Origin of the sequence: Nocardioides sp. NPDC057772, assembly GCF_042798075.1 — a bacterium.
In the GTDB taxonomy this organism is placed as follows: Bacteria; Actinomycetota; Actinomycetes; order Propionibacteriales; family Nocardioidaceae; genus Nocardioides.
This window is the reverse complement of sequence record NZ_JBHVKN010000054.1, coordinates 1-15,648: the sequence shown is the minus strand read 5'-3', so window position 1 is coordinate 15,648 and position 15,648 is coordinate 1. Positions and strand designations below refer to the sequence as shown.

General features: G+C 68.7%; 13 protein-coding genes. 9 read left to right on the top strand and 4 right to left on the bottom strand.

Features of this window, described 5'->3' with window-relative positions; translation table 11 throughout:
* Nucleotides 1-3 precede the first annotated feature (3 nt).
* The gene (locus tag ACFVJS_RS11840) at nucleotides 4-3,426 is read right to left on the bottom strand and encodes a hypothetical protein (RefSeq protein ID WP_378879863.1); all 3,423 of its coding nucleotides are present in this window, start codon (nucleotides 3,424-3,426) and stop codon (nucleotides 4-6) included.
* Between the two features lie 212 nt (nucleotides 3,427-3,638).
* On the opposite strand from ACFVJS_RS11840, the gene ACFVJS_RS11835 reads away from it, so the two are divergent.
* Complete coding sequence (locus ACFVJS_RS11835) at nucleotides 3,639-4,049, top strand: winged helix-turn-helix domain-containing protein (protein ID WP_378879861.1); 411 nt, start codon at nucleotides 3,639-3,641, stop codon at nucleotides 4,047-4,049.
* Nucleotides 4,050-4,079: 30 nt separating this feature from the next.
* On the opposite strand, the gene ACFVJS_RS11830 is transcribed toward ACFVJS_RS11835, so the two are convergent.
* Nucleotides 4,080-5,336: a DUF6350 family protein gene (locus tag ACFVJS_RS11830; RefSeq protein WP_378879858.1), complete on the bottom strand. Its 1,257-nt coding sequence runs from the start codon at nucleotides 5,334-5,336 to the stop codon at nucleotides 4,080-4,082.
* Nucleotides 5,337-5,474: 138 nt separating this feature from the next.
* Here ACFVJS_RS11830 and ACFVJS_RS11825 point away from each other — a divergent pair, with 138 nt between their 5' ends.
* From ACFVJS_RS11825 to ACFVJS_RS11800, 6 genes are all read left to right on the top strand, one after another.
* Nucleotides 5,475-7,325 (top strand): hypothetical protein, encoded by a 1,851-nt coding sequence (locus tag ACFVJS_RS11825; protein WP_378879856.1) that lies wholly within the window; start codon nucleotides 5,475-5,477, stop codon nucleotides 7,323-7,325.
* Between the two features lie 113 nt (nucleotides 7,326-7,438).
* Nucleotides 7,439-7,942: a SigE family RNA polymerase sigma factor gene (locus ACFVJS_RS11820; protein WP_378879854.1), complete on the top strand. Its 504-nt coding sequence runs from the start codon at nucleotides 7,439-7,441 to the stop codon at nucleotides 7,940-7,942.
* Between the two features lies 1 nt (nucleotide 7,943).
* A complete protein-coding gene (locus tag ACFVJS_RS11815; RefSeq protein ID WP_378879852.1) occupies nucleotides 7,944-9,470 on the top strand; it encodes a hypothetical protein in 1,527 nt (508 codons plus the stop codon).
* Between the two features lie 112 nt (nucleotides 9,471-9,582).
* The gene (locus tag ACFVJS_RS11810) at nucleotides 9,583-10,092 is read left to right on the top strand and encodes a SigE family RNA polymerase sigma factor (protein ID WP_378879850.1); all 510 of its coding nucleotides are present in this window, start codon (nucleotides 9,583-9,585) and stop codon (nucleotides 10,090-10,092) included.
* 1 nt (nucleotide 10,093) lies between these two features.
* Complete coding sequence (locus ACFVJS_RS11805; protein WP_378879848.1) at nucleotides 10,094-11,614, top strand: hypothetical protein; 1,521 nt, start codon at nucleotides 10,094-10,096, stop codon at nucleotides 11,612-11,614.
* A gap of 156 nt (nucleotides 11,615-11,770) precedes the next feature.
* Entirely contained in the window at nucleotides 11,771-13,153 is a 1,383-nt protein-coding gene (locus tag ACFVJS_RS11800) for a dicarboxylate/amino acid:cation symporter (protein WP_378879845.1), read from the top strand.
* Nucleotides 13,154-13,208: 55 nt separating this feature from the next.
* Here the strand turns inward: ACFVJS_RS11800 and ACFVJS_RS11795 are convergent, their stop codons facing one another.
* Complete coding sequence (locus tag ACFVJS_RS11795) at nucleotides 13,209-13,805, bottom strand: NADPH-dependent FMN reductase (protein WP_378879842.1); 597 nt, start codon at nucleotides 13,803-13,805, stop codon at nucleotides 13,209-13,211.
* Between the two features lie 102 nt (nucleotides 13,806-13,907).
* Between ACFVJS_RS11795 and ACFVJS_RS11790 the strand changes: the two genes are divergently transcribed.
* Complete coding sequence (locus ACFVJS_RS11790) at nucleotides 13,908-14,744, top strand: helix-turn-helix domain-containing protein (protein ID WP_378879839.1); 837 nt, start codon at nucleotides 13,908-13,910, stop codon at nucleotides 14,742-14,744.
* 21 nt (nucleotides 14,745-14,765) lie between these two features.
* Here ACFVJS_RS11790 and ACFVJS_RS11785 read toward each other — a convergent pair whose 3' ends face one another.
* Entirely contained in the window at nucleotides 14,766-15,443 is a 678-nt protein-coding gene (locus tag ACFVJS_RS11785) for a LysM peptidoglycan-binding domain-containing protein (protein WP_378879836.1), read from the bottom strand.
* A gap of 10 nt (nucleotides 15,444-15,453) precedes the next feature.
* Here ACFVJS_RS11785 and ACFVJS_RS11780 point away from each other — a divergent pair.
* The coding region (locus ACFVJS_RS11780) for a hypothetical protein (RefSeq protein ID WP_378879833.1) at nucleotides 15,454-15,648 on the top strand (195 nt) is incomplete at its 3' end.

Sequence of the window (15,648 nt, the reverse complement as noted above, 5' to 3'; positions counted from 1 at the left end):
GCGTCAGTTCTGGGTGGGGTTGAGGAACTTGTCCTCGTCTTGGCCTTGCCACGCCTCAGCGCCCTGACACATCCGACGGACCTTCGCCTCAGCGAGCACGTCGCCCTTGAAGATCCGGATGTTGTCGATCACGCCATTGATTCGGTCAGAGGGGTTGCCCTGGTAGAAGCCGTGGCCGACGTAGAACTTCCCGCGCGGCAGCGCCAACGGGCCGGTGAAGGTGGCATCCGAGCGGAACACCTCCGCGTCCTCGGGTGCATCAGGAGTCCCGATCTGACACGTCCACAACCGCAACCTGTCATCGGCATCTGTCGCTGCGCCCTTGTCGTACTCGGCGGTCAAGTGGACCCACTCGCCGAACTTCGCCGCGCTCTTGGCGTAGACCAACTTCGAGGCGTTGTTCTTGTCTCGAACGATGAAGGCCCAACACCCCGTGCCCGGGGCCGGACAGTCCGCAGTCGACGTCGACGCGTTCGGGAGATATCCCAAACGGAACCCATCGTTCCCGCCCAGTTCCTGGGACAGGACCGTGCCCCACGCGTTCGGATTGAACGAAGCATCCAGTTTCACGTGCACAGAGATCACGAACGACTGTTTGGTATCGATCACCTGCGCCTCAGTGTGCACGTCCTCGTCCGCGATGCCAGCGAACCCCAACGCGAAGTCGTCATCACGAGCACCGAACGCCCCGTGCGGGCCCTGGACCGAGTAATCGACGCCATCCAGAACCAGTGTTCCTGCCGGCTCCTGTTCCCCGGTGTCCTTGACCGAGACGTCACGTCCCGGGGCACTGACGTCGTCGAAGGACCAGATGCCGTCCTCACGCGCGGTCGCGACCGTGAACTTCAAGGTGCCCGGGTTCGACTTGTTCAACGCCTTGTCGTATGTCGATGCCGTCAACGTAATTGAGTTCGCCACCGTCGGCGCCCAGCACACCACGATCGACGTGCTCGTCGAAGACACCGTTGTCACACTGGCCTGAGGCGAGAACTTATACTCGTACTTCACCACGTCGGAGGAGTTCGCGCCTCGTTTGATCCGGAAACATCCGGTCTGCCCGACTCCGCCCAAGTCCATGTCGGGGTCGTCATAGACCGCCTGGGCCCTGGGATCATCGCTCAGCTTCAACACGTCGAACGTCGGTGCACCCGGGTCGGTCCGATCGACCCCGAACTCGCACCACGCTGACGCCGCTGATCCGAACGCCACATCGCCTGGGCGAGTCTTGGCAATATCGACGTTGTCATACGCCGTTGCGCGCCACCGATACGTTGCCGTGCCCAACGATGGCATCCCCAGCCCAGAGGTCGTGTGGGCGCTCGTGGATCCACGCTCGGAGGTGTAGCCCGAGGTCCACGCCGTCGACCATGCTCCCGAGGAATACTTCTGCAAGGTGAACCGCACCCGCGAGTTGTCCCCGTCCGGGTCGCTGGCCAAGGCCGACAACAAGGGGCCACCTTCGTTCAACAGCGGCCGACCCGAACCGGTGGTGCAGCCCCGTCCATCGGTCGACATGCTGGTCGGCGTATTCGGGGCCCGGTTGTACTCCACCTCGAGCTTCGCATCCCACCGATACCGCTTCCACCCCGCCATCGAGGATGTATCCGCCACCGCCAGGCCGATAGTGAAGGTGTCGTCGTTCCATTCGACCTTCTGCTTCGCCCCCGACAAGACATCGAACTCGACCCACTGTGGGCCCTTGGGGCACCCCGATTTGTGATGCAGCGTCTTGACGCCCATCTCCCGATCGGAGGTGAAGTAGCCGGCGTGCGAGTTCCAGGTCGAAGACGAGGTCAAGTCCGCCATCCGGTAGGACTTCACCATCTTGTCGGTGCAACTGTAGGAATGCGTTCCCCACGCCGAGAACGACGCCGAAATCAGCTCGCGCGGCTCCAGCACCACGAACTCGCCCAGGCCGCCGAACTCCCAGATCAGGCGCTTGGTCGTCGTCCGGTTGCACTCAGCCGCGACCCCGTAGACGCACCGGCCCACCCCAGTTCCGTTGTCGCTGCTGAACTTGTACCCCGAGGACGAGGACGGCAACGCCGACTCGATCATCGTCCACTCGGTACGCGAGTTCGTCGCGGCCGGATCAAAATGCAGTGGCCACGAAGTCTGGCCGTCAATGACCATCGCCTCATCGACTGCGGCCGTGAACGAGCGGCCGTTCGCAGCGACCTTCGTGTGCATCAACTTGACCTTGTCACCCGCGAGTGGCGCCCCCGCACGATCATCACCAACCGCCTTCGTTGCCGATACGTCCGGGCCTGACCCGCTTCCCGACGATTCTGCTTCCAATGCCTCAGCGGCCGAGGACTTCTCGCTCGAGCTTGTCGTCGGCTCACCGCTCTCGGCCGCCACCTGCTCGGAACCCGCCGCATCCCACTGACGCGCCACCGGCGAAACCATGACGACCTCGCCCTCGCCATTCACCGCCTCCAGCGTTCCATCCGCAGCGACACCGTCCGGACCGGACCCATCCGCCTGCGGCTTCCACTGCGCACCCTTGAGAGTCATTTCGAACGCGACCTGATCCGAGCCGGCCTCTGCAGACGCCGCCTCGACCGCCTTGAAGGCAGCCAGAGAGTCCACCCGCAGAACCGGGACCATTCCCGCCGCGTCACGTTCGACAGACGCCAATAGGCGAGCACCCGCGATCGGGGACCCTGCAGCATCCAGAACCGGCCACGACACTCGCGACCCCACGCTCGATTCGCCCGCCCCAGAAACGACGTCCTCGACCTTGGCCACGCCCAAGCCCACCGGCAGCTCGAACCCGACCGAAACCCCCGCATCAGTCACACCCGGATCGGTCATCGACGCAAACGTCGCCCCCGGTGCGATCGGGCCTGCGTCGAATCTGAAGTCGTAGACACCCGAAACCAACGTCAGATCATCCGACCCCGCCACCCGCACCAGGCCCGGCTCCACCGGTTTCCACTCGCCTGAGATCTTCGTCCGGGTCGCAGCCGCGGTCCGCACCAGCTTCGTCGCCGAGCCCTGATTGACTGCGTAATAGGTGTCCCACGGAGTGTTCCGCTCCCCGATCGCCACCTCCACGTCGCACACCGCCGAAATCTCGGCCGCCAATGCCGCCGAGTCCGCAGCGGGGGACGCAGGATCGACCTTCGTGCAATCCACATCCGAGTTCGCGTACCGGTCGTACTCCTCCGGCTCCACGTCCGACACATCCGCGGTCGCCAGGCCCAACGCAGCCAGCAGACGCTTCGCCGCGGGCGACTCGCTCGACGCAGCTACCAACGCGGCCGAGGCTGAGCCGGTCACGAGGCTGACCGCGACGAGGCCTCCGACGATCCCCGTCAGGACCGGTCGGCGACGCCACCACCCCGCGAGGAGGCCAACAGCGAATCCGGCACCATGGCGAAGCTTCCGGGCAGACCACATTGCGATGTGGGGGACCTTCAACAGAACTCCTCGAGAACCAAGACAACACAACTCCGAGTCCCGGCCCGATCCAGCCTCTGGAGCAGATCCACATCTTTCCGGACTGATCATGCGGACAGGTCGCGAAGATCTACCGACTTCCTGCCTCTTTCTTTACTAAGGGCGGTAAACAAAAGATCAACCATTAACCGAAAGTCGGCCGAGCCCTGCAAGGTCGAGGAGATAGTTCCGACATGCCACCAGAGGTATCGGCCACATGGTCACGCACAGACGAAGCAAGACCGCACATCACGCTCGACAGCTTCAACGGTCCGCTTCTCTTCGATGACCGCGGCATCCGGCTCTTACGCGACGCTGATGCCATCGGGCTGACCATCGCCGAATGGAGCATCCTTCGCCTGCTCCATGATCATGCTCACCAAGCGGTCCCCCGCAAACAGCTGCTCATAGCAGCGGCCAACGGTCGCAACCCCGGCAGCGACCGCAGTCTCGACACCCACATCAGCCGCCTCCGCGACAAGATCGAGACCGACCCGAACTGGAAGATCCATCACCTTCCAAACGTGGACATCGCACGCGAGCGCAGGATGCGGCGGATCATCCACACCGTCAACAGCTACGGATACCGTCTCGATCCACGCTAGCCAACGGGGCCTACTACCCGATCGGGTGCATCATTCGGCGGCCGCGAGCGTACGCCGGTGCCACCAGGTCATGGTGAGCCCGGCAAGCAGACCGGCGAGACCGAAGAAGGCGATGGCATTGACGAGCACCTGCCCGGCGTACGGCCCGACGTCGAGCATCCGGCCGGGGCCGACGGCACCACCGGCGACGCCGGAGGCGATCGCGACGAGCAGGCCGGCGACGACTCCGGCGCTGACACCGCGCAGCGCGCCCTCCGACCAGCGCAGGGTGGGCCGGACCCGGCCGACGCGACAGACGGCCCAGAAGGCGGTCAGCGGTCCGAGCGCCATCACGGCGGCGACCCAGGCCGGCGGGGCGCCGTTGTCGGGCAGCGCGGCGAGCATCGGGAACATCGGCAGCGGGCCGAGGGTCACCGCCGTCGGGGTCACCGTGGTGCCGACGCCGACGGTGAACCCCGGGCCCAGGACGTACGAACTGGAGAAGAGCACCGCGTTGGGCAGCACGAGGACGGCGAGCAGCGAGTAGAGGATGATCCCGCCGAGGTCGAGGTGGAGCTGGGAGACCACGTTGATCGAGGTGGTGAAGTCGGCGAAGAGCGCCGCGAAAAACACCAGGGTGCTGACCGCGAACCACCAGAGCAGGATCGACCGGACCATCACGAGTACGTCCACGGCAGCCCGCGGCAGCAGGGTGATCCACAGCGCGGCACGGCCGGAGCCGACCGCGATGGCGGGCAGCGCCACGACCACGCAGAGCCCGACCGACCAGGCGAAGACCCCGGCGATGCTCGGCGCGGTGGCCGGGGTGCCGGCGACGGCCGCGGTCCCCACGGCCACCGCCGTGTAGCCGAGCGTGAAGAGCCCGGCCACGACCGGGACGGTCAGGTCGCGCTCACCGTCGGCGAGGGCGTTGGCGTCCGGGCCGTGGAGCGAGACCGCGTCCCCGACCCGGATGGCGACCTGCCACATCACCCAGGCGAGGACGAGGGTGAGCCCGAGCGGGACGGCGGTGATCGCCACACCCGAGACGACGACACCGGAGCCGTGGCCGAGCAGCCACCCGAGCGCGGCGACACGCAGGGCGTCGGACGGCTCTCCGTGGGCGCCCATGTCGCTGATGAACCAGCCGAGGATGCCGATGGCCAGGCACACGACCAGCGTGGAGGCCGCCGTGCCGGTGCCGCCCAGCAGCGCGGCCGCGACCAGTGGGCGGCGGTGGCGGAGATCGTGGAGATCATCCGCGGCGAGCCCACGGTCAGGGGTGCGAGGAGGCAGCAAGGACGACATCGCCACTCATCCTCGCAACCCGCGTCGGCTCGATCTCGGCGACGCGCCGCCACGGTACGTCCCCGGCTTGGTCACAGCGGTTGATACCCGCCTGTGCATCTGCGGGTATTGCCGTTCATTCGATCGAATCACCTACAGTTGACCGCTGACATGGGCATGACCGCGGCAGACCACGAGACCTTCGAGGCGTTCTATCAGGACGTCCGCGGACGCCTCCTTCTCCAAACCTGGTCGCTGACCGGGGATCTGGAGGCCGCCAAGGCCGCCGTGCGCGGGGCGCTCATCATCACCTGGCACCACTGGCGCAAGGTGAAGCCGATGGACGACTTCGAGCGCGAGGACTGGGTCCGCCCGATCGCCTGGTCGAAGGCGATCCGCAACCACTCGGTGCCGCTGCTCCACCGCGACCAGACGATCGCGCCGGAGGCCCGGAGCACCCTCGCCGCGCTGCGCAGCCTGCCGCTCCACGACCGCAAGGTCTTCCTGCTCGGCCACCTCACCAGCGTCGACCTGGCCCAGCTGGCCCGCGAGGTCGGCACCCCGATCAGCCGCACCGAGACCGACCTGCAGGGCGCCAACGCCGCGATCTGCGCCGAGCTCGGGATCGCGCCCGAGCAGCTGCAGTCCATCTTCGACCCGCTGGTCGACGTGCTCACCGAGCAGCCCTGGCCGAAGACCTCCACGATCACCACCGCCGGTGCCGTGCGGCGGCGGGTGCACACCGCCATCGGCGCGGCCGCGGCCATCGCCGCCCTGGTCGGCACCGGCTTCTTCGTCACCCAGGACGCCGAGACCGAGCCCCGCCTCAACACGCTCTCGATGCAGTCGGCGGCCGAGGAGTTCGAGGTCGAGCCGAGCCAGATCCCCGGCAAGAAGCTGACTGCCAAGGACCTGATGACCGAAGAGGAGGTGGCGAAGATCTACGGCGGCAGCTGGGCCGTCGACATCTCCTCCGACAACCTCGAGGGCACCGGTCTCACCATCCCCTGCCAGGTCGAGACCTCCGCCGACAAGCGCCCCGTGGCGAGCCTGGCACGCACCTTCACCGCCCAGGCGAAGGCGACCACCGCCGGCACCACGATCGAGTCGTCCGTCGACGCGAAGGCGGCGGCCGCTGCGTACAAGAAGATGCAGGGGTGGTACGCAGCATGTGCCGAGCCCCGCTACCAGCTGATGTTCACCGAGTCGGTCCAGGGCATCGGCGACGAGGCCACCCTGTTCAGCTACCGCGACTGGGAGAACAACCGAGCGGTGACCTACGGCGTCGCACGCACCGGTCGGCACACCGCCGCGGTGACCGTGAAGACCGACGGCAAGTCCACCACGACCGCGGCCAGGACCTCGACCATGCTCGGCACCGCGGTCCACAAGCTCTGCTCGATGCCCGGCGCAGGTGCGTGCGTGGAGACCAAGCGACCGCGGGCGACCGTGGTCCCGCTCCCCACCGGCAAGGCGCCCGGGTTGATCAACGAGACCGATCTGCCTCCGGTCGCCACCATCGGCGATCCGTGGGAGGGCACCGAGGCGAAGCCGGCCAAGACCAACCCGGCCCAGACCCGCTGTGACGAGACCCAGTTCAACGCCAAGGGAATGTCCGGCGCCCAGAACCGGTCCTTCGTCATCCCGGAGACGAAGAAGAAGCTCGCTCCCATCTTCGGGCTCACCGAGACGGTCGGTAAGTTCGGCTCCGCCAAGGAGGCGCAGGCGTTCAACGTCGCCATCAAGGGGCGGCTGGACAAGTGCGGCGACAAGCAGCTCGGCAGCCACGTCACCCAGGTCGCGACCGAGAACATCAAGGACGGCGCGATCACGGTGTGGTACATCCGGGTCGAGCTCGAGAACTCCTCCATCTACTACCGGATGGCCGCGATCCGGCGAGGTGCCAACGTCGCCCAGATGAGCTTCGTGCCCGACGGCAACGCCGACATCAGCAACTCCGACTTCGTCGCGCTCGCCAAGCGCGCTGCCTACCGACTCGACTACCTCTGAGCAGTTCTCGGTATTTCCCGTCCGGATGCAACCGGACCCGCCTCCCATGCATCTGACTGATCGAGGCTGGCGCAGGGCCAGATCGGCAAGGCCCAGTCTGGGGGAGGCAAGCGATGGACGAGGACGAGTTCGACGCGTTCTACAACGCGTCCTACCGCCGCGTGTGCGCGCAGGTGTACGCCATGATCGGCGACTCCGACGAGGCCGCCGAGTGCGTCCAGGAGGCGTTCGCCCGCGCCTGGGCGCACCGTCGCAAGATGTCCTCGGTCGACTATCCCGAGGCCTGGGTCCGCACCACCGCCTACCGCCTCGCCGTGGGCCGCTGGCGCCGTAAGAAGTACGCAGGCCGGGTCACCGACAGAGCCGTCGGCATCCGGATGGAGATGCCGGCCGTGGACGAGACCCATGTCGCCCTCGTCGCCGCGCTCAAGAAGCTCCCCGAGGCTCAGCGCCAAGCCATCGTCCTGCACCACATCGCCGACCTGCCGGTCCACCAGGTGGCCGCCGAGGTCGGCGCCCCCACCGGCACCATCAAAGCCCGCCTGGCCCGAGGACGAGCCACGCTGGCCGAGCTACTCGCCGACGAAACACCCGGCGCCGTCTGGAAGGAGGCCTGAGATGAGTGATCCGATCTCGCGTCTGGACCAGTTCCGCGCCGACACCCCTGGAGCACCGATGAAGTCCGCAGCCGAGGTACGCCAACGGGGTGATCAGATCCGACGCCGCCAGCGCGCCATCGTCACCGCCGGTGCGGTAGCCCTGGCCGCGGTCGTCGCCGGGCCGATCATCTTCCTCTCCGCCGGATTCGGCGAGCGGGCCACCGAGCCGGACCCCGCCCCGGCGCCGAGCCAGACGCCGAGCACGGCGCCGAGCCCGTCGTCCTCGGCGCCGGCCGCGGACCTCACCCGTGCCCATCTTCCGAGCGCGGACGACCTAGTCGCGGACGAGCCCTATCCACGGTGGGTCGAGGACCAGACGTACGACGACGAGGGCAAGAGCGACTACAACGAGTGCCTGCCCGAGTCGCTCCGGGACATGGGGGCGACCGCTGCCGTACGCCGCGACTTCCTCCCCCGGTCCGGCGAGGAGCTCTCGGACGCTGCCGGGACGCTGAAGGCGGTCGTCGCAGAGTTCGCCTCCGCCAAGGAGGCCGAAGCGGCCCGCGCCGAGATCTCGAAGACCGCAGCGAGCTGCTCCGCCCTCGACGCCGAGACCGCCGGCTCGCTGCCGGTCGAGGGCGGCGTCGCCTCGGCCGGGGACATCAACGTGGTGACGTACCAGCCCGACGACCCCGACATGAACGCGGTCTGGGAGGTCGCGACGGCCGTCGTGACCGTCGAGGACCGGGTGCTGGTGATGACCCGGAAGCGTGGCGTGCAGAGCTACGTCCCGCCGACCGATCTGCGGACCTCCGCCGTCAACGCCACCTACCGGATGGTCGGTGCCCGGCCGCCGGCCGCATCGACGTCGTCGCCGGCATCCGACCCGGCGTCGAACCCGCCGTCCTCGCCCCCGCCCGCCGACATCCTCGGCGACGCCCAGCTCGTCTCGGCCGCATCCCTGCCGGCGATGCCGTTGGAGGGCGAGTCGTCGGCGACCTGGCAGCAGGTCCCGGCGCAGCCCACCCCGACCCTCTACTGCCAGGGCGCGTGGCTCTCCTCGCTGAAGGCCGCTGACTCGGTCAGCCGGGAGTTCCGGCTCCAGAACCCGGGCGAGATCGGCAAGGTCAACGTGACGGTGCTCGAGTTCGCCACGAAGTCGGCTGCCGACACGGCGTACGAGACGGTCCACGGCTGGCTCGACGGCTGTCCCGCGACGATGGCCGACGCGAAGCTCTTCACGGCCGGGCCGGTCGAGTCCATCGAGATCGACTCCACCCCCGCGATCGACCGTGCCGCGCAGATGCTCGCCGAGTATGCCGGTGACTGTGGCGGCCAGGACTGTGACGCCACCTGGTACGACCACCAGACCGTCGCCCAGATCGGGACGCGGCTGGTGCTGGTCACCCACGCCGAGGCCGGTGGACCGTGCCCGCCGACCAGGGCATGCCCGCCGGAGGAGGCGTCGGACTACACCGAGTGGGACAACCGCGTCGCCCAGACCGTCCAGGCCACCGTGAGCCAGGCCATCGTGGACCTGCGCTGACCAGGGGACCCAGGTGCTATTGAACTTTACGCTCACGCCCGTCACCGCCGACACTGACGCTCGGGCGAGCGTCAGGGACGACGTCAGAGAGAGCCAGCCGGGGAGGCCAACGATGGACGAGGACGAGTTCGACGCGCTGTACAACGCGTCCTACCGCCGGTTGTGTGCTCAGCTGTACGCCATGATCGGTGACTTCGACGAGGCGGCCGAGTGCGTGCAGGAGGCGTTCGCCCGCGCCTGGGCGCACCGTCGCAAGATGTCCTCGGTCGACTACCCCGAAGCCTGGGTCCGCACCACCGCCTACCGCCTCGCGGTCGGCCGCTGGCGCCGCAAGAAGTACGCAGGCCGGGCCGCCGACCGGGCCGTCGGTGCGCGCACCGAGATGCCCGCCGTCGACGAGGCCCACGTGGCTCTCGTCGCGGCCCTGAAGAAGCTCCCGGAGGCGCAGCGACAGGCGATCGTCCTGCATCACATCGCCGACCTGCCGGTCCACCAGGTGGCCGTCGAGGTCGGCGCCCCCACCGGCACCGTGAAGGCCCGCCTGGCCCGAGGGCGAGCCGCCCTCGCAGAACTGCTCGCCGAGGACAATCCCGGCGCCGGCGCCGTCTGGACGGAGGCCTGAGATGAGTGATCCGATCTCCCGCCTGGACCAGTTCCGCGCCGACGCGCCCGGAGCTCCGATGAGCTCCGCCGCCGAGGTCCGCAGGAGAGGTGACCAGATCCGCAGGCGCACCCGCGCCGTCGTCACCGCGGGCACGGCTGCCGTCGCCGCGATCGTCGCCGGACCGATCATCTTCCTCTCCTCCGGGCTCGGCGACCAAGGCATCGACCCCGCACCGGCACCGAACGCCGACTCCATCGCGGCCTCTACCGGCCAGTCGGCGTATGCCTCGCCGTCCGACCTCACCCGCGCCAACCTGCCCACCGAGGACGACCTGGTCGCCGACGACCCCTATCCGGCCTGGGTCCAGGAGCAGACCTACGACGGGGAGGGCAGCGACACCTACAACGAGTGCCTGAGGGACTCACTGGCTGACTCCGGTGCGGCGACGACGTTCCGCCGCGACTTCGTCGCGAAGCCCGGCGAGGAGATGGCAGACGCTGCGGGCACGCTGAAGGCCGTCGTCGCGGAGTTCGACTCGGCCGACGAGGCCGAGAAGGTGAGCATCGACCTCTCCGACGCCGCGATCTCGTGCTCCGGCGTGGACGGCGCGGAGCTCGCCGGCACGCTGCCGGTCGAGGGCGACGTCATCTCCAACGGCAGCATCGACGTGGTGACCTACCCGTCCGACGACCCGGACATGAACGCGGCCTGGGAGGTCGCGACGGCCGTCGTCTCCGCCGAGGACCGGGTGCTGGTGATGACCCGGAAGCGCGGCGTCCAGGACTACGTCCAGCCCACCACCCTGCAGACCTCCGCGGTCAACGCCGCCCACCGGATGGTGGGCACCACGCCCCCGAGCGATCCGTCCACCGATCCGTCCACCGACCCCTCGGCGACCGGCGCCCCGACAGAGCAACAACTCGGCGACGCCAACCTGGTCGCGGCCGGCGAGCTCCCGGCGCTCGACCGCTTCGAGAGCGCCCTCGGCTGGAACCGCTACACGCCCACCCCGGACGTGCCGACCCTGGCGTGCCAGAAGGAATGGCTCTCCACCCTGGGCGCCGCGGCGAAGGTGACCGCCGACTACCGCTGGGACACCGACAGCGCCATGGTCGGGCAGGTCCATGTCGCCGTGCTGGAGTTCCCGAACGTGAACGAGGCGGGTGCTGCGTACAACGAGGTCATGGAATGGATGGAGGTCTGCCCGGCCAACAAGCTCGGCGTCGACCCGACCGTCACGTCGCTGCCCAGGGATGTCAGCGCCGACCTCGATGCCGGCCCGAAGCGCGCGGCGCGGTCGCAGGCGACCTACCCGGGGCAGGGCGGCAACGACAGCATCTGGTTCGAGACCGAGCTGGTCGCCGAGTACGACACTCGGCTGGTCTTGGTCGGCTACGGCGAGCTCGCCGGTCCGTGCCCGCCGAGCACCGGCGACAAGGAGGACCCGTGCTACCAGCCCGACCAGCCTGACTCCTGGCCAGGGCGGATCCTCGCGATCGAGAAGGCGGCGGTCACGGCCGGGATCAGCGACCTGCGCTGACGGACGCCACTCAAACACGATATGGTTGATTGTCTTTCATGACTTAGCGCGGAGAGACTCCTGTCACAACGCGCTCACCCCAGGAAGACACGTACTGGTCATGGCGTTCGGGTCCAACAGAGCCCCGACCCGCATCAACCTTGGAGAAGCCCTCTCGTGTCCACCGCCCCCACCGCACCCGCCAAGCGACGGTTGCCGCTTCCGTCCTTCTCGGTCCAGATCATCCTGGGCCTCGTCCTCGGTGTCGCCCTCGGCGCCGTAGCGCGAGCCATCGGCCCTGGGGCCGGCGACGAGGCCAACTGGCTGACGACGACCCTGTCCACGATCGGCGACTCGTTCGTCGCGCTGCTCAAGGCCGTGGTCGTACCGCTGATCTTCACCGCCATCATCGCCTCGATCGCCAACCTCCGTACGGTCAGCAACGCGGCTCGGCTCGCGGGCCAGACGCTGTTGTGGTTCGCCGTCACCGCGGCGATCTCGGTCGTCATCGGTATCGGCCTGGGCCTCCTCTTCCGGCCGGGCAGCAACACCGCGGTCAGCACCGCCGACGCCGCCGAGACGGGCGCGTCCGCGTCGTGGCTCGACTTCCTGCAGGGCCTGATCCCTGGCAACTTCCTCGGCCTCCAGGCATCGACCAGCGTCGAGCAGGTCGGCGGGAGCCCGCTCGCGGAGACCGCGCTGAGCTTCAACGTCCTCCAGGTCCTCGTCGTGGCGCTCGCCATCGGCATCGCGGCGCTCAAGACCGGCGAGAAGGCCGAGCCGTTCCTCGCCTTCAACCGCTCCTTCCTCGCCATCGTGCAGAAGGTGCTGTGGTGGATCATCCGGCTGGCGCCGCTCGGCACCCTCGGCCTGATCGGCAACGCGGTCGCGTCCTACGGCTGGGACTCGCTGAGCTCGCTGGCGTGGTTCGCGGTGGCGGTCTACGTCGGTCTGGCCATCGTCCTGTTCGTGGTCTACCCGGTGCTGCTGCGTGTCAACGGCCTCAACCCGATCGCCTACTTCCGCGGCGCCTGGCCGGCCATCCAGCTCGCCTTCGTCTCGCGCTCGTCGGTGGGCACGATGCCGGTGACCGAGCAGGTGACGGTCAAGAACCTCGGCGTCCCGCAGGAGTACGCCTCGTTCGCCGTCCCGCTGGGCTCCACCACCAAGATGGACGGCTGCGCCTCCATCTACCCCGCGATCTCGGCGATCTTCGTCGCCCAGATCTTCGGCATCGACCTGAGCATCACCGACTACCTGCTGATCGCCTTCGTCTCGGTCGTCGGCTCGGCCGCGACCGCGGGGCTCACCGGCGCCGTCGTGATGCTGACCCTCACCCTGTCGACGCTCGGCCTGCCGCTGGCCGGTGTCGGCCTGCTGCTCGCGATCGACCCGATCCTCGACATGGGCCGCACCGCGGTCAACGTCGCCGGCCAGGCACTCGTGCCGACGATCGTCGCCAAGCGGGAGGGCATCCTCGACGTCGACCGCTACCGCTCCGCCTCGGCGGATGGCCTGCTGACCGACGAGGAGCCGGCGACCGGAGCCGTCGCCGCCTGATCCTTCGGGGCTTTCAGCGCCCCGGCAGCCGTCCGGCTGCCGGGGCGCTGTCGTCTCATCCGGGGTAGGAGGCGGTGGCGCGGGCGGTCCGCAGCGCCTCGGCCCACCAGGCGAGCTGGTCGAGCATCGCCTTGGCGTAGACGGCCGAGTCCGGGTCGTTGGGCCGGCCGTTCTCGTCGAGCCGCTCCCAGTAGCGCGGGAAGGCGAGGCGGGCCTGGAGGGGGTGGGCGTGCAGCTCGGTGAGCACGTTCTCCAGGTGCAGGGTCGCGTGCCGACCGCCGCCGTCGCCGCCGTAGGAGACGAGCGCGACCGGCTTGGCCTGCCACTGGGTGAAGTGCCAATCCAAGGCCGACTTCAACGAGGCCGGGAAACTGTGGTTGTACTCCGGTGTGACGATGACGAAGCCGTCGGCCGCCTCGAGCGCGGCGGTCAGGTCGCTCTGGCCGTCGGGCCGCGGGTAGTCGGCGCCGGCCATCTTGGGCGACTCGGCGGGCAGCGACAACGGGATCTCATGGTCGGCCAGATCGATCAGCTCGACGTCGAGACCGCCGTACGCCTCGGCCTGCTCGGCCATCCAGGAGCCGAAGATCGGGCCGCCGCGACCTTCCCGGACGCTGGCGAGGATGACTGCGATACGTAGTGATTCGTTCATGTCATCCAGACTCGCGCCGATCGTCGGGCGCGGGGAGACCGAGCCGAGGCTGGCCCCCGCAGGGCCACCCTGGCCACCCGGCCAGCCCGTAGGCTTGGCGCCATGCCTGCCAACGCGGGAGCCCTCGGCTCGTTCATCAGAGACCGCCGGGACCAGACCACGCCCGAGAGCGTCGGTCTCCCGGTCGGCGTACGTCGCCGGGCGCCCGGCCTGCGACGCTCCGAGCTGGCCACGCTGGCCGGGATCAGCGTCGAATACCTCGTCCGGATCGAGCAGGGCCGCGACCGTCACCCCTCGCCCCAGGTCCTGCGGGCCATCGGTGATGCGCTCCGCCTCGACGCCGCCGCCCACGAGCACCTGCGCACCCTGGCGATGGCCTCCAGCGGGCAGTGCGTCGGCCCTTACTCCTCCGGTCGCGACGTACGTCCCGGCGCACGTGCCCTCGTCGAGCAGTTCGAGCCGGGGGTCGCCGTGCTCGGCAACCGTCTCGGCGAGCTGCTCGTCCACACCTCGACCTTCGAGCTGCTCGCCCGCCCGGTGGGGCTCCTCGACAGCGCCGAGCCCAGCCTGACGGCGTACGTCTTCCTCGACCCGCGCTCCCGGGAGACGTTCCCCGACTGGGACCGGGTCGCGGACGACCTGGTCGCCAACCTCTACCGCGGCCCGAACGCCGGCGCCTCCCGCCAGCTGATCGAGTCGATGTCGGCGCGCGCCGGATCGGAGTTCACCGACCGGCTGACCCGCCATGACCCGCCCCACGGTGGCGTGTGGCGCTGGCGCCACCCCGATGCGGGCGAGCTGCGTTTCGACGTCGAGGAGCTCGAGCTGCCGGCGGCCGACAACCAGCAGATCCAGGTGCTGATGCCGGCCGACGACGCGACCGCCGAGTCCCTCGACGCGATGCGGCGCCGCCGGTCGGGTGCCCTGCGCGCCGTCTGACCGGCGCGGTTCCGCCAGCGGTCAGCTGGGCGGGATGTACAGCTTGAAACCGGCCGGCAGCTTGTCGGGCGCACGGTGGCCGTTGTAGATCCGCAGCTCCTCCTCGGTGACGCGGAACTTCTTGGCGACGTTCGCCCAGGTGTCCCCGGCAACGGTCGTATAGACCGTCTCACCGGTGCCGGGCTGAGGCTTCGGCTTGGGTTTGGGCTTGTCGGCCTTGGCCGGGATCTCGATGGTCGTGCCGGCGAGCAGCTTGGTGGGGTCCTGGTAGCCGTTGTGGGTCATCAGCTCCTCGGCGGTGACGCCGAACTTCTTGCCGATGCTGAAGAACGTGTCACCGGCGACGACCTGGTACTTCTTCAGCTTCGGCTTGTCCGCGGGGATCTTGATCTCGCTCCCCGCCAGCAGCTTGGTGGGATCCTCGTAGCCGTTGAAGGCCATCAGCTCGGCCACGTCGACGCCGAACTTCTTGGCGATGGCGGAGAAGGTGTCGCCCGGCGCGACGGTGTAGGTCTTCCCGGTCGGCTTCGCCGGCGCGCTCACCACGAGCTCGGCCCCCGCCCTGATCTTGGCGGGGTCGGCGATCTGGTTCCAGGTCGCGAGGTCGGCGACCTTGACGCCGTACGTCGCGGCGATGCCGGAGAGGGTCTCCCCGGGCTGGACGGTGTGGGTCTTCCGCTCCGTCTTTGCCTGATCCACGCTCTGGTGCGTGCTCTGGGTCGATGCCGCCACCGCCGGGAACGAAACGGTGACCGACGAACCGAATGAGGCTGAAACAGCCATGACGACCGCACCCGAGATCAAACGCGTCATTCTCTTGGCCATAGCCGTCACAGTAAACCGTCCGGACTCCCCCGGGCGGCCATTCGAACCGATCCCCGAAAACACGACCGCCCCGCGACCC

Coding starts and splice junctions, on each gene's coding strand:
- ACFVJS_RS11810 (WP_378879850.1), top strand. CDS start 9,583: ATGGACGAGGACGAGTTCGACGCGCTGTACAACGCGTCCTACCGCCGG.
- ACFVJS_RS11805 (WP_378879848.1), top strand. CDS start 10,094: ATGAGTGATCCGATCTCCCGCCTGGACCAGTTCCGCGCCGACGCGCCC.
- ACFVJS_RS11830 (WP_378879858.1), bottom strand. CDS start 5,336: ATGTCGTCCTTGCTGCCTCCTCGCACCCCTGACCGTGGGCTCGCCGCG.
- ACFVJS_RS11835 (WP_378879861.1), top strand. CDS start 3,639: ATGCCACCAGAGGTATCGGCCACATGGTCACGCACAGACGAAGCAAGA.
- ACFVJS_RS11815 (WP_378879852.1), top strand. CDS start 7,944: ATGAGTGATCCGATCTCGCGTCTGGACCAGTTCCGCGCCGACACCCCT.
- ACFVJS_RS11795 (WP_378879842.1), bottom strand. CDS start 13,805: ATGAACGAATCACTACGTATCGCAGTCATCCTCGCCAGCGTCCGGGAA.
- ACFVJS_RS11790 (WP_378879839.1), top strand. CDS start 13,908: ATGCCTGCCAACGCGGGAGCCCTCGGCTCGTTCATCAGAGACCGCCGG.
- ACFVJS_RS11820 (WP_378879854.1), top strand. CDS start 7,439: ATGGACGAGGACGAGTTCGACGCGTTCTACAACGCGTCCTACCGCCGC.